The sequence below is a fragment of the Paenibacillus sp. URB8-2 genome (genome assembly GCF_013393385.1).
Classification (GTDB): Bacteria; Bacillota; Bacilli; order Paenibacillales; family Paenibacillaceae; genus Paenibacillus_AQ.
On the sequence record NZ_AP023239.1, the window covers coordinates 112,228 to 126,132 of the forward strand.

The 13,905-nt window shown below is 53.0% G+C and carries 11 protein-coding genes; 9 read left to right on the forward strand and 2 right to left on the reverse strand.

From position 1 onward, the window contains the following. Positions 1–175: 175 nt before the first annotated feature. From PUR_RS00540 to argS, 3 genes are all read left to right on the forward strand, one after another. Positions 176–1,342 carry a hypothetical protein gene (locus tag PUR_RS00540; RefSeq protein ID WP_179033572.1) on the forward strand — a complete coding sequence of 389 codons (1,167 nt, stop codon included), beginning with the start codon at positions 176–178 and terminating at the stop codon, positions 1,340–1,342. 422 nt (positions 1,343–1,764) lie between these two features. Next, the gene (locus tag PUR_RS00545; RefSeq protein WP_179033573.1) at positions 1,765–2,208 is read left to right on the forward strand and encodes a YwiB family protein; all 444 of its coding nucleotides are present in this window, start codon (positions 1,765–1,767) and stop codon (positions 2,206–2,208) included. After that, the gene (gene argS / locus PUR_RS00550) at positions 2,205–3,890 is read left to right on the forward strand and encodes an arginine--tRNA ligase (protein WP_179033574.1); all 1,686 of its coding nucleotides are present in this window, start codon (positions 2,205–2,207) and stop codon (positions 3,888–3,890) included. Before PUR_RS00545 ends, argS begins: the two co-directional genes overlap by 4 nt. 114 nt (positions 3,891–4,004) lie before the next feature. Here argS and PUR_RS00555 read toward each other — a convergent pair whose 3' ends face one another. Next, the gene (locus tag PUR_RS00555) at positions 4,005–5,195 is read right to left on the reverse strand and encodes a S8 family peptidase (protein WP_179033575.1); all 1,191 of its coding nucleotides are present in this window, start codon (positions 5,193–5,195) and stop codon (positions 4,005–4,007) included. 411 nt (positions 5,196–5,606) lie between these two features. Next, complete coding sequence (locus tag PUR_RS00560; protein ID WP_179033576.1) at positions 5,607–5,795, reverse strand: hypothetical protein; 189 nt, start codon at positions 5,793–5,795, stop codon at positions 5,607–5,609. 130 nt (positions 5,796–5,925) lie between these two features. On the opposite strand from PUR_RS00560, the gene rpoE reads away from it, so the two are divergent. From rpoE to PUR_RS00590, 6 genes are all read left to right on the forward strand, one after another. Continuing rightward, positions 5,926–6,492: a DNA-directed RNA polymerase subunit delta gene (gene rpoE, locus PUR_RS00565; protein ID WP_179033577.1), complete on the forward strand. Its 567-nt coding sequence runs from the start codon at positions 5,926–5,928 to the stop codon at positions 6,490–6,492. A gap of 316 nt (positions 6,493–6,808) precedes the next feature. Then, complete coding sequence (locus PUR_RS00570) at positions 6,809–8,416, forward strand: CTP synthase (RefSeq protein WP_179033578.1); 1,608 nt, start codon at positions 6,809–6,811, stop codon at positions 8,414–8,416. 359 nt (positions 8,417–8,775) lie between these two features. Then, on the forward strand, positions 8,776–10,335 hold the full coding sequence (locus tag PUR_RS00575; protein WP_179037688.1) for an IS1182 family transposase: 1,560 nt from the start codon (positions 8,776–8,778) through the stop codon (positions 10,333–10,335). Between the two features lie 341 nt (positions 10,336–10,676). Next, positions 10,677–11,069, forward strand: coding sequence for a response regulator (locus PUR_RS00580; protein WP_179033579.1), 393 nt, complete (start codon positions 10,677–10,679; stop codon positions 11,067–11,069). A 390-nt stretch (positions 11,070–11,459) separates the two neighbouring features. After that, the gene (gene fba / locus PUR_RS00585) at positions 11,460–12,314 is read left to right on the forward strand and encodes a class II fructose-1,6-bisphosphate aldolase (protein WP_179033580.1); all 855 of its coding nucleotides are present in this window, start codon (positions 11,460–11,462) and stop codon (positions 12,312–12,314) included. Between the two features lie 248 nt (positions 12,315–12,562). After that, a complete protein-coding gene (locus PUR_RS00590; protein WP_179033581.1) occupies positions 12,563–13,816 on the forward strand; it encodes a UDP-N-acetylglucosamine 1-carboxyvinyltransferase in 1,254 nt (417 codons plus the stop codon). Positions 13,817–13,905: the final 89 nt, after the last annotated feature.

A 13,905-nucleotide genomic window follows, 5' to 3' on the forward strand; every position in this document is an offset into this window, starting at 1 on the left:
AGTTCGGATATTCATGAAGGCTGAGGAAACGGCGCGTGACCTATTGCGGCACCGGCCTCCGGTGAATAAATTGTCTCCGTTTTGTGATTATTATTAGGTGGATGCCTGTACGACTTTGGCGGTATACCTTTTAGAGTAGTGCGAGAGCCGGGTAATAGATGAAGGAGGTGCTAACATGATATGGACTAAAAGATTACGAAACAAAGCGCTGCTGCTTCTTTCGGCGGCCCTGTTGGCTTTGACCGGCTGGAGCGCGGAGGCGCCTCGGGCGGTATCGGCGCAGGCGCCCGTCTGCGGCACCGGCGATCACGGACTGCTCCAGGAGCTTCAGAAAAAGCATTTAAAAGCCGATGAATCGCCGCTGGTCTTCTCCGATATTCAGTTTTTGGGCGCAAATACGGGCCGCGCGGTGGGAAACGGCTTCATGATCGGAACATCGAATGGCGGCTGTACGTTTCAGACGATTTATGAAGGCCAGTGGTCTTTCCGGAAAATTGATTTTCCCGACAATGTCTATGGCTGGGCGCTGGCGTCCGTTCAGGACGGACAATCCGGCTATTTGATCCGGACGACGGACGGAGGTTCACACTGGAAGCGGCTGTCAAACGGTCCGGTCAGTTTTACAAAAATCGATTTTATCGACCGGCAGCACGGATTTGCGTATGATTGGGCCTTTGCCTACTACACCAGCGACGGAGGGGAGAGCTGGAACAAGATTCGGATCCCCGCCAACACCCGCGGCGCGGTCTTCACAAGCCGCAGCAGCGGCTGGGCGGTAACGGTCGCTCCGGGCGCGGGCTACCGGGTCATGAAGACGGCAGACGGAGGTAAGAGCTGGTCGCTTAAGCTGAAATCAGCGTTCTCCTATCCGGTATTCGGCGATATTTACGCTAAGGGCAGTCAGGTATGGACGGTGTTGTACGGGGACACCGGTATGTCCCAGACGTCCTATTCTCTGTACGCCAGCGCTGACGGCGGCGGGAGCTGGCGGCGTGTTATCGCCCAGTCGACGGCGGGCGGCGGACCGGCGCCGGGAAGCGGCGGGAATCCGCTGGCGAAAGGTCCGGTCTCCGGCAAGCCCGGCAATATGCAGCTGGCGGGCGGCGGCGCCTTCCTGCTCGGCTATTCGCCGGCCGGGGAAGAGGTCGGCGTAGGCCGCTCTTACACGGGTGGCAACCAGTGGAGCAACCTGCCCGGCATTCCGGGATTTGACGGGGTGATTTCTTTCACCGGAGCCAAGGAGGGCTGGCTTGCCGTTAGAGGGCAGCGGCAGTCTTCACTATATGCCACGCAGGACGGCGGCTACACATGGCAGCTGAAGCTCTCTTTTAATACGAAGTAAGGTAGCATTCGGAATGCGGAGCATCCCGGGAATAGGCGGCGCAAGCACGGCGGGTGCTGAATGGGAACACCTTAAGGAATAAAACATGGGGGGGACCGAAGCCAGAAATGGCTGCGGAGCCCCCTTTTTATCTGCTTCAATCTAGCGGAACCGGTCGGGGCGAGTGTGATTTTGAAGTGCGGTATGTTAAAATTCTACATAATCCAAGTGCAGCCTTCTGCCGGAAAGTTCAATGCCTTTCTACATTAGAGAAGTTGGTGAATGGCTGCGGGGGATTCAGGCGATCGCTCTGCAACGCTTTGACTGAATTTGAATTTCATTAATATAGCGATTGAATTGGCCCGATGAACTGATTATAGTAATACAATGGGAAAGATGACGGCCCGCGCGGAAGCGGAGCCGCGAAGAATGGAGGGGCGAGGGTGCCAGATAACCAGCCGCATAAATATGGCGTTTCCGTTACGCTCGCCAGCCTGCACGAAGGAGAGACAAGCGTTCTCAGCGTCGGCGGCGAGGCCGTACAGAAGGGGCCGCAGCTGTATATCCGTTTCGAGGAGCCCGGCCAGGGACCGGAAGGCCCTGCAGACTCCGTACGGACAACGATCAAGATTCTGGATGAAGAGCTCCGGATTATCCGTCATGGCGGAGTCGAGTCCGAGCAGTCTTTTCGGAGCGGGCATCGTCTGCCTGGATTTTACCGGTCTCCATATACCCAATTCAATCTTTCCACCGAGACAAGAACGCTCGGCATCTCGAGGCAAGGACGTTCCCTGACGGTAAAATGGGAATACGAATTATATATGTACGACGAGCCGTCTGGACAGTTTGCCATCAGTTTGCATATACAGGAGGAACCCAAAAGATGAAACAAAGTCAAAATCCGCTTGCCCTGATCAATGAAAGGGTGAAAGAAGCCATCGCCGATGCGGTTGTCGCAGCCGGTTTGGTTCAGCGGGAAGAGCTTCCGAGCATTGTGCTGGAAGTGCCGAAGGACAAAGCTCATGGCGATCTGGCGACAAACGCCGCCATGCAGCTGACCAAGATCGCGAAGCGCAATCCGCGCCAGATCGCCGAGGCGATTGTGGAGCATCTGGATTTGAGCAAGGCCTCGATTGAAAAAGCGGAAATCGCCGGCCCGGGATTCATTAACTTTACGCTGTCCAAGTCTTACCTGTATCCGGTCATCGCTCTTTCCCTGGAGCAGGGGGATGATTACGGCCGCACCGACGCCGGTCAGGGACAGAAGGTTGAAGTCGAGTTCGTCAGCGCCAACCCGACGGGCAGCCTGCACCTTGGCCATGCCCGTGGAGCAGCCGTAGGTGATGCGCTATGTAACGTACTGGATTTCGCCGGATACGAGGTTACGCGCGAGTATTATATCAACGACGCAGGCAACCAGGTCGCCAACCTGAGCAAGTCGATCGAGGCCCGGTATTTGCAGGAGCTGGGCCAGTCGGCGGAAATGCCGGAGGATGGCTATTTCGGCGAAGACATCAAGGGCTTTGCCAAAGAGCTTGTTGCCGAAAAAGGCGATTCGCTGCTGGAGATGACGCCCGGAGACCGGGCCGCCTTTTTCCGCACTTACGGGCTGGAGAAGGAATTGGACAAAATCAAGCGCGACCTCGGACGATTCCGCGTGCCTTTTGACATTTGGTTCAGCGAAACCTCACTGTACGAGACCGGGGAAGTGCTGCGCGCGCTGGACGAGCTGCGGGACCGCGGCGAAGTATACGAGCTGGACGGCGCCACCTGGCTGCAGACCACCAAGTACGGCGACGACAAGGACCGCGTGCTGATCAAGAACGACGGCACTTATACGTACCTTACGCCGGATATCGCCTACCACAGCGATAAATACGGCCGTGGATACGACAAAATGATCAATATTTGGGGCGCCGACCATCACGGATACATTCCGCGGATGAAAGCGGCGATGGCTTCGCTGGGCAACGATCCGGACAAGCTGGTCGTACTGATCGCCCAAATGGTCAGCCTGTTCCAGGACGGTGAGAAGGTGAAAATGTCCAAGCGGACCGGCAAAGCCGTAACGATGGAGGATTTGATGGATGAAGTCGGCGTCGACGCGATCCGCTATTTCTTTACTATGCGTAGCATGGATTCCCATCTCGACTTCGACATGGATCTCGCCGTTTCGACCTCAAACGAAAATCCGGTATTCTATGTACAATACGCGCATGCGCGTATTTGCAGCGTATTCCGTCAAGCTGAGGAGCAGGGTATTACCCTGCCGGAATTGGCCGGAATCGATTACTCGAAGCTGACGGCGGAGCACGAATACGCCCTGCTGCGCAAAGTCGGCGAGCTTCCTTTCGAGGTTGCCCTGGCCGCCGAGGGTTACGCGCCGCACCGCCTGGTCCGCTATGTGTACGAGCTGGCGGCGCTCTTCCACAGCTATTACAAAGCGGAGCGCGTCATCACCGAAGACGCCGCCCAGACGCTCGCGCGGCTCGCGCTCCTTGGCGCCGTTCGCCAATCCATCGCGAACGTGCTGCGCCTTGTTGGCGTGACGGCGCCGGAACGGATGTAGGCGCCTTATACCCAATACGCGCATCCAGCCGCGTTTAACCGCACGCAAGCCAGAAGCCGCCCCCCGGGGCGGCTTCTTTATAATGCATTTATAAGCTGAATGCCGACTCGGCCTTCAACCCGGCATTCGCGGCGCCGACCCAGCGCCTGTCGGCCTTTTTGCCCGCGCCCGCAGCAGGCGCATCGCGTCTACCGTACCGCCGCCCAGCGTAACACGGCGCTGGCCCTTTCGCAGCAGCAGCGGCGATGAGGTGCGGCGCAGCGCCAGCTTCAGCTCCCGGGGCGTAATCCCCGGGCGCAGAGCGAGCAGCAGGGCGGCGGCTCCCGTCACATGGGAGGTTGCCATGGAGGTGCCGCTCATTTCTTTGTAGCCTTCCTTCGGCCAACAGGAAGTGACATTTTCCCCCGGGCCGTATACGTCGATATAGGAACCGTGGTTGCTGAAGGAGGCGACGCGGCGCTTGCGGTCGATAGCGCCAACGGCAATGGCCTCGCTGTACCGGGCCGGGTAGTCTCCCCCCCGTTTCCCGTCATTGCCCGACGAGGCAATAATCGGAATGCCGGCACGGTAGGCTTTGACGACAACGTCATGCAGCGCATTGCTGCGGCTTTTCATTCCGAAGCTCATGTTAATGAGATCGATCCGGTTCTGAACGCACCAATCGATGGCGAGCACGATATCGGACACAAAAGCCGAGCCGGTATGATCGAAGGCTTTGACCGGATAAATCAGGGAACGCGGCGCCACCCCCATCATGCCCCGCATGCCGCCAGCGGCGGCGAGCGTTCCGGCGATATGCGTGCCGTGCCCGTTATCATCAATAGGAAGCATGCCGCGATGCAACAGATTCACTCCAGAGGCGAGCGAACTCTTAAGATCGGGATGGAGGAAATCCGCTCCGGTGTCAATGACGCCGATTTTAATATGAACGCCGGTCGATCTCGACCATGCCTGGGGAGCGCGAATCGCCCTGACGCCCCAAGGCAGAGAGTGCGAATTCTTATTCGCGGCAGGAGACAGGGTATGTGAATGGATTTGAATGCGCAAATCCTCTTCGACGGCGACCGCTTCGGCATATCTTTGCATCAGCTTCACGGCTCCGGCCGCCGGCACAAAAAAGGCCCGGATCAGTGGAGACACTTTGACCCTGCGCAGTCCGGGCCGGCGTGACTTCAGGAATTTCCACTGCGACAGCGCTCCGGCATACTGACGGGGATCGTGAAAAGTAACGATTCGCCGTTCAGCGTTTCCGGGAGCGGCCGCTGCTTCTTCAAGCACCAGTTTCCAAAATTCGTGAAAGTCCATTGTTCTGCAATCCCCTCCTGCTGCCGTGCTTCCATATTTTATGAGGAGGGGGAGAAGCCCGCGTGGGAACTTGCCTTTTTTTGCTGAAATAGGCCGTCTGTCGTGTCAAAAGAGAGTCCAACACATAAAATAGTGTAAGAGGGAAGGCCCTCTTTGAAACAACGCCGAGCTAATCCTTGGCGTGGATACAGTCAGGTGCGGAGGAGCTTCCTCCGCCTTTTTCTTAAAATATAAGAATTTATAAGCTGCGCCCTTATTTATGGGCTTTATATTCGATTAGAAACGGATGCCTGCAGGCGATACGCAGTATCGCTCGCTTCGGAAGCATAAGCTCCGGAGAGGATGGCGAAGCCGTTTCTTTTTGAAATATCAGAAAGTATAAGCTTCGCGCTTATCCTTAACCTGATATTTTTACGAGAAACGGATGCCTTCCTCTTCCAGAGGACGGCGAAGCCGTTTCTTCTTATCTCCGCACATCTTCGCCGTCCGGTTGACAGCCACTTCGGAATCGGCGGTATTTTTTCGAGGCTCCGTCCACCCGGTTTTTCTCGGGGAAACTTCAATAAACGGTTGATACCGGCCTTCCGAAATCAGGGGCATCCGTATGCGCCAATTTGACTTGCATTTTGTTCCCAAATAGGTTTTACTTAGGTTTGTCAATGAATGTTAACGAAATAACGACTGAATAAAGCCATAGCGTGAACAATGCGTGAGAGGAAGTGTCCCGAAAGTGAGTACGCCACTTAATTTGAAGCTGGATCCTGAAAAAATCAAAGAAATGCCGATGGTGGACTTGGCGTTTCTGATTCTGAAAGCGGCCAATACGCCGTTCTATTACCGTGACCTGATGGCCGAGGTGGCCAAGCTGCGCGGAATGTCCGAAGAAGAGATCAACGATACGATTGCCCAGTTATATACCGAAATTAATATCGACGGGCGTTTTGCCTGTGTCGGAACCAACCTGTGGGGTTTGAAGCGCTGGTATCCGCTTGAGCGCTCCGACGATCCGATTGGCAACTCCAAGCGTCCGCGCATCATTAATGATGAAGACGATGATTTGGACGATGACGATTTCACCGAGGAGGAAGACTCCTACTCCGGCGATGACGAAGACTTCGACGTGATCGACGAGGACCGCGACGATCTGTATTCCGACGATGACAGCGATGAGGAAGTCGACGAAGAAGTCGTTATAGACGATGAGGATATAGACGAAGAGGAAATTGAAGACGATGAGGAATCCGAGGAAGAGGCCGACGATGAAGCTTCGGATGATGAAAACGACGACAAATTTTAAGACGCTTCCGTCCAATAATTCTTCCTTGACATCAACAAAGCCGACAGAGTAAACTATTTGATGGGCTTATGATGAATTTAAATTCTATATTTTCAAAAATAAAAAGTGCCCCCGGTTCTGCGGGTGTCACTTTTTTGTTTTTTAGATATCATTTTGATGCCGGATAACGCTGTTATGACGCAAGTCGGACCAACGTGAGGGCTTCCCCGAGAGATTTAGGCGATTTTGAATTTCTCCGTTTTGCCGCTCTGAAAACGGGTTACGATAACATCATATATCGCCTGATTTTACGGAAATTATTTAGGAGGGTTATGCATTGACAAAGTATATTTTTGTAACGGGTGGCGTTGTGTCCTCCCTGGGCAAGGGAATTACGGCTGCTTCGCTAGGCAGGCTGCTCAAAAACAGGGGTCTTAAGGTGACGATCCAGAAATTCGATCCGTACATTAATGTGGACCCGGGAACGATGAGTCCCTACCAGCACGGTGAAGTATTCGTTACGGATGACGGAGCGGAGACCGACCTTGACCTCGGGCACTATGAGCGGTTCATCGACATCAACCTGTCCAAGAACAGCAACGTGACGACAGGTAAAGTGTACTCTTCGGTAATCAGCAAGGAAAGGCGCGGAGAGTATCTGGGCGGCACGGTCCAGGTCATTCCCCACATTACGAACGAAATCAAGGAACGGGTATTCCGCGCAGGCCGCGAGACCGGTTCGGATGTCGTTATTACCGAGATCGGCGGCACCGTCGGCGACATCGAGAGTCTGCCTTTTCTTGAAGCCATCCGTCAAATCAAGAGCGATATCGGCCGTGAAAATGTAATGTATATCCACGTAACCCTCATTCCTTATATCAAGGCTGCGGGCGAAGTGAAGACCAAACCGACCCAGCACAGCGTCAAAGAGCTTCGCAGCATCGGAATTCAGCCTAATGTGATCGTCTGCCGCACGGAATACGAGCTTTCCGCAGACATGAAGGCAAAGATTGCGTTGTTCTGCGACATCGACGCGAATGCGGTTGTGGAATGCCGCGACGCTTCGACGCTGTATGAGGTTCCGCTTAATCTGCGCAACGAAGGACTTGACGAGATTGTCGTCAACCATCTGAAGCTGACTACGCCGGCGCCGGATATGCGTGAATGGGAAGCCTTGCTTGCGCGCATTAACAAGCTGGAGCGCAACGTGGAGATCGCGATTGTCGGCAAATACGTGGCGCTGCACGATGCTTACCTCAGTGTCGTCGAGTCCCTCTCCCACGCGGGATTCGACGCTAATTCCGAAGTCAACATCCGCTGGGTGAACGCTGAGGAGATAACCGACGAGAATGTGGACGAGATACTGCGAGGCGTCGGCGGAATACTGGTGCCTGGCGGCTTCGGCGACCGGGGCATCGAAGGCAAGATTTCCGCGATCCGTTATGCCCGCGAGAAGGGTGTGCCTTTCTTCGGCATTTGTCTGGGAATGCAGGTATCCGTTATCGAATACGGCCGTTCGATCCTGGGAATGGCGGGAGCGAACAGCTCGGAGATTGATCCGGCAACGCCACACCCTATCATCGACCTGCTGCCCGAGCAGAAGGATATCGAGGACCTTGGAGGCACGATGCGTCTGGGTCTTTATCCTTGCAAGCTTCAGCCGAATTCCCTGGCCATATCCTGTTACGGAGAAGAGCTTGTGTATGAACGCCATCGTCACCGGTACGAGTTCAATAATTCCTACCGCGATCAAATCGAAAAAGCAGGCCTACTGATTTCCGGCACTTCCCCGGACGGACGTTTGGTCGAGATCGTAGAGCTTCCGGGTCATCCGTGGTTCCTGGCGGTTCAGTTCCATCCGGAATTCACTTCCCGTCCGAACCGTCCTCAGCCGCTGTTCCGTGAATTTGTCAAAGCCTCGCTAGTTCATGCGGAGCAATTGTAAGATCGGCTGGCGTTTTCCATATCCGGATCTCCGGAGATTAAGGGGGTGTCCCAAAAGCCATGAAATGGCTACTTGGGACACCCCTCGTTTTTTGAGTAGGATTTAGGTAAGCACTTGGTGTGGACGCTCCGCGAACGGACCGTTGTTCCAATCGCTGTTGTGTCCAGATTTTTTTCATTCCCCTTAGCGGTGAAAATCCGGACCCAAAGGCGACCGCTACCGCTTTTCCACAATCGTTCCGTCCCCTCCGCTGCTTTCAGCTGTAACTGTTACTAAAATTCTTTCTTGAAATCACAAAAAGAAATCGCCCTTTGGTAAAATGGAAGTACCACCCACCATCTCTAAAAGGAGCGATTTCTTTGTACATTCAATATACCATGGACCAACTTTTCCTGCCAATGGATTTAGAAGAAGACATTCCAGAAAATCACCTCGTTCGTGTCATCAACACTGCCGTAAACCGCCTGGACGACTCGATCTTTGATGCCGCTTATCCCGGTGGTGGCCGCGACAGCTACCACCCCAAAATGCTCACCAAAGTCACTATTTATGCCTACACCCAGCGCATCTACTCTTCCCGGCAAATGGCCAAAGCTGTGCGGGAGAACATTCCCTTCATGTGGCTGGCCGGACGACAACGCCCGGACTTCCGCACCCTTAACCGCTTCCGTTCTCAGCGGATGAAGGATGTCCTCGAAACCGTATTTACCGCCGTTCTTCAATTTCTGGCGGACGAAAAATACATCTCCCTGGAGCATTACTTTGTCGATGGCACCAAGATCGAGGCCAATGCCAATCGCTACACGTTTGTTTGGGGCAAAGCGGTCAGCAAACATAAGACCAAACTGCAAGAGAACGTACACGCGCTGTTTGCCACCATCGAAGCTGCAGAGAACCAAGAAGAAGCGAAACACCAAGGCAACGATCTCGCTGAACTTGGCGAGTCCTCAGCGATTAGCGCCGAGAAACTCGAACAAGTGACCCAGGAACTCGAAGCCCGGCTTCTGAACAAGCCTAAAGATAAACTCCTGAAGAAAGCGGTTCGTAAGCTTCGAAAAGACCTGCTTCCCCGGCTGCTGAAGTACGAACAGTACCAAGCGTTGCTCGGCGACCGGAATAGCTTTAGCAAGACCGACCCGGATGCGACCTTCATGCGAATGAAGGAAGATCACATGCGAAACGGTCAACTCAAACCGGGATACAATGTTCAGATTGGGACCGAAAACCAGTTTATTTTAGCCTACAGTCTACACCCAAGACCGACCGATACCCGCTGCCTACAACCGCATATGGAAAAGGCAAGGCAGATGCTTGGCAAACTCCCACAGACGGTCATTGCAGATGCAGGCTACGGCAGTGAAGAAAACTACGCCTATTTGGAAAAGGAAGAGATTCAGGCTGTGGTGAAATACGGCAGCTACCATCAAGAGAAGAGTAAAGCCTGGAAAGAGAAGGTCGGAAGGATTGAGAACTGGGCGTATGACGAAGCCGAAGATACGTGGACCTGTCCGGCCGGACAAATGCTGCATTTCCGCAGAGAAAGCAAGGAAACCTTGGCAAGTGGGTATGAAATTCGCAAACGTCATTACCGAAGCCAAAACTGCGACGGTTGCCCACTGAAGGACCGTTGCACCAAAGCGGCAGGAAATCGGGAAGTGGCCGTCAGTCTGGAACGGCTAAGGTACCAGAAGCAGGCTAGGGAAATGTTGCGAAGTGAAGATGGCTATGCTTTGACGGTACGGCGAATGACGGAACCGGAAAGCGTATTTGGACAACTGAAGAACAACCGAGGGTTCCGGCGTTTTCTGCTTCGCGGCATGGAGAAAGTGACGCTTGAGGTCGGGTGGCTTTCACTTGCCCATAATGTGCTGAAGCAAGCCGCAGTGGACCAAAAACGCAAAGCAGCGATTCTCCAATAACGGGAGAATCACTGCTTTGCTGACTTTTTACGATTTTTTAGAATGAAGAAAGCTGTCTCTGACGTAGAAGAACTACTTATGGGACAGCTCCTTTTTTTAGGGGCTAAGGGGCCAGGCAATCCCTGAGTATGTTTAGGGTCGAGGCCGAACTTCGTTGAGTGGTCTTTCCACTTGGGGGCGGCAACTTGCATTTGTACTGTTTTATGACGTATAATTACGCATTTTTTACCATTTAGCAGGAGTTTCGTGGTCAAGCACGAATTATAGTTCTTCGTATGGATTTATGCGAAGACCGTCGGACGCGGTAAGGTGGATCGGCCACATATCAGGGAGGGTTACGAATGGAAAAAAAGAAAAAGAAAGTATTGATCGTCGATGACCAAAACGGGATTCGAATCCTGCTTATGGAGGTTTTTAATAGCGAAGGCTACACGACTTTTCAAGCAGCTAACGGAAAAGCGGCTTTGGATATTGTGCGCAGCGACTGCCCCGATCTGGTTCTCCTCGACATGAAAATCCCGGGAATGGACGGACTGGAAATTTTAAAGCATATTAAAGAGATCAATACGGAGATCAAGGTAATCATGATGACGGCGTACGGTGAGCTGGACATGATCAAGGAAGCGACGAAGCTCGGAGCGCTTATGCATTTTACCAAGCCATTCGATATTGATGAAATGCGGGTGGCGGTCAATGTGCATTTACGTACAGGTTCTGTTGACCATTACAGTTAAAGCTGGGGATTCTGCGATAAGCAGAGTCCCTTTTTTGAAATATCAGAAAGTATAAGCTTCGCGCTTATCCTAAACCTGATATTTTTACGAGAAACGGATGCCTTCCTCTTCCAGAGGACGGCGAAGCCGTTTCTTCTTAAGGGACTTCCGCCGGCTCGGGATTGGCAGTCACATGATACTTTCCGGATGTATGCTTGTGGATCATTTGGGGTAATAAAAAGAAGACCGGATCGCAACTTTATCTTAACACCAGAGGGTTGGGCGAATTATGTCCCGCCGGGACATATTTTTGTCTAAACTATTTAGTATTTGAGACAGGTTGTGCTATAATAGGCCTGTATGTGATGTCGGCTTTAAAAAAGCGAGAAACCATTTTTAGGAGGATGAATTATGCCATTGGTATCGATGACAGACATGTTGAACAAAGCTCTTGCAGGAAAATACGCGGTTGGTCAATACAACATTAACAACCTTGAATGGACCCAAGCAATTTTGGGCGCAGCAGAAGAAGAGAAATCCCCTGTTATTCTTGGTGTATCCGAAGGCGCAGCGCGTCATATCGGCGGATTCAACACTGTGGTTAAAATGGTGGAAGGTCTTATTCAAGACATGAAAATTACGGTTCCTGTAGCGATTCACCTCGACCATGGATCCAGCTTTGACAAGTGTAAAGAAGCCATCGACGCCGGATTTACTTCCGTTATGATCGACGGCTCCCACCATCCGATCGAAGAGAACATCGAGATGACCAAGAAAGTCGTTAATTACGCTCACTCCAAAGGTGTTTCCGTTGAAGCCGAGGTTGGTACGGTTGGCGGACAGGAAGACGACGTTATTGGCGGCATTATGTACGCCAAACTGGATGAGTGCGTAGCTATCGTAAAAGAAACTGGCGTTGATGCCTTGGCTCCGGCGCTTGGTTCCGTACATGGACCTTACCTCGGCGAGCCTAACCTTGGATTCAAGGAAATGGAAGAAGTTCGCGACGCTGTTCAAATTCCGCTTGTTCTTCATGGCGGCACAGGCATCCCGAAACATGACATTGACAAAGCGATCTCCCTTGGCACTTCCAAAATCAACGTAAACACCGAGAACCAAATCGCATTCGCCAAGGTTGTCCGCGAAGTGCTGGCAGCTAAACCGGACGCTTATGACCCACGTACGTTCATCGCACCGGGCCGCGAAGCCATCAAACAAACGGTTATCGGCAAAATCCGCGAATTCGGTTCCAACAACAAAGCTTAATCGTGTATAATGGGCAAGTCAGCTTCAATCGGTTATAATGAATGGAATAGCGTCATTTGGAGAGCACACCGCTTAGACGGTGTCTTTCCATTTAAATACAGATAATTCATATCCTTTCGGATCAAGCGATGCGGGCAGCGGGGCTGCGTTTCAGGCAGCCCCGCTGTGCTTTCCCGCCATTTTTTATGATGCGTCAGCTATTATTATGAAAAGCAGCTGCAATACATCTAGGGGGAACCAGATAATCAATGGAAAAATTAATGATTGGCGGTGGGCGTCCGCTGCAAGGCATGGTGACGATCAGCGGTGCAAAGAACAGTGCGATTGCGCTCATACCTGCGGCGATTTTGGCAGAATCGGAAGTTGTCCTGGATAATTTGCCCTCCCTTAGCGATGTGGCCGTCTATTCTGAAATTCTTCAAGAGCTTGGCGCCGAAGTATCCTGGTCGGGCAGCCAAATGAGAATCGATCCTTCCCGAATCATTTCCATTCCTATGCCCAACGGTCCTGTCAAGAAGCTTCGGGCTTCTTACTACATGATGGGAGCGCTCCTCGGACGCTTCAAAGAAGCGACCATTGGACTTCCCGGAGGCTGCAATTTCGAACCAAGACCTATCGACCAGCATATCAAGGGATTCGAAGCGCTTGGTGCGACCGTCTCCAACGAACATGGCGCCATTCATTTATATGCCAAGGAACTGCGCGGCGCGAAGATTTACCTCGACGTATCCAGCGTTGGTGCGACTATTAACATTATGCTTGCGGCTTCCCGGGCCAAAGGCTCTACCATTATCGAAAATGCGGCCAAAGAGCCTGAGATTATAGATGTAGCCACTTTACTTAATTCCATGGGCGCCGTCATTAAGGGTGCCGGAACCGAAACGATCCGGATCGAGGGCGTCTCGGAGATGCACGGGTGCCGTCACTCCATTATCCCCGACCGGATTCAGGCGGGAACCTACATGATCGCTGCGGCTTCCACGCGCGGCAATGTGCTTATTGACAATGTGATTCCCAAGCATCTGGAGGCGCTGACCGCCAAGCTGCTGGAAATGGGCGTCGAAGTGGAAGAACTCGATGAGAGCATCCGCGTCATCGGCAAAGCGGTCTACGAACCGGCCGATGTTAAGGCGCTTGTCTATCCCGGCTTCGCTACCGATCTTCAATCGCCGATGACCACGATGCTGACCCAGGCGAAAGGCGTGAGTGTGCTTAGCGATTTCGTTTACAGCAACCGCTTCAAGCATGTTCCGGAGCTATTGCGTATGGGAGCGAAGATACGCGTTGAAGGAAGGTCGGCCATTATTGAGGGCAACAGACTGAATGCGGCCAAAGTCAAAGCGGCCGACCTTAGAGCCGGCGCCGCGCTCGTCATTGCCGGACTGACCGTTGAAGACGGAATAACGGAAGTGACGGGGGTCGAATATATTGACCGCGGTTACGACAATCTGGTATCCAATCTCCGTGAACTGGGTGCCGAGGTCTGGCGGGAGGAAGAATAGTCCTCAAGCACTTTGATTCTGAAGCGGAACGCATGGAGGGCCGTCAATAGGGAAGACACATCATTTATTGGCGGCCGCCATGCGATTCG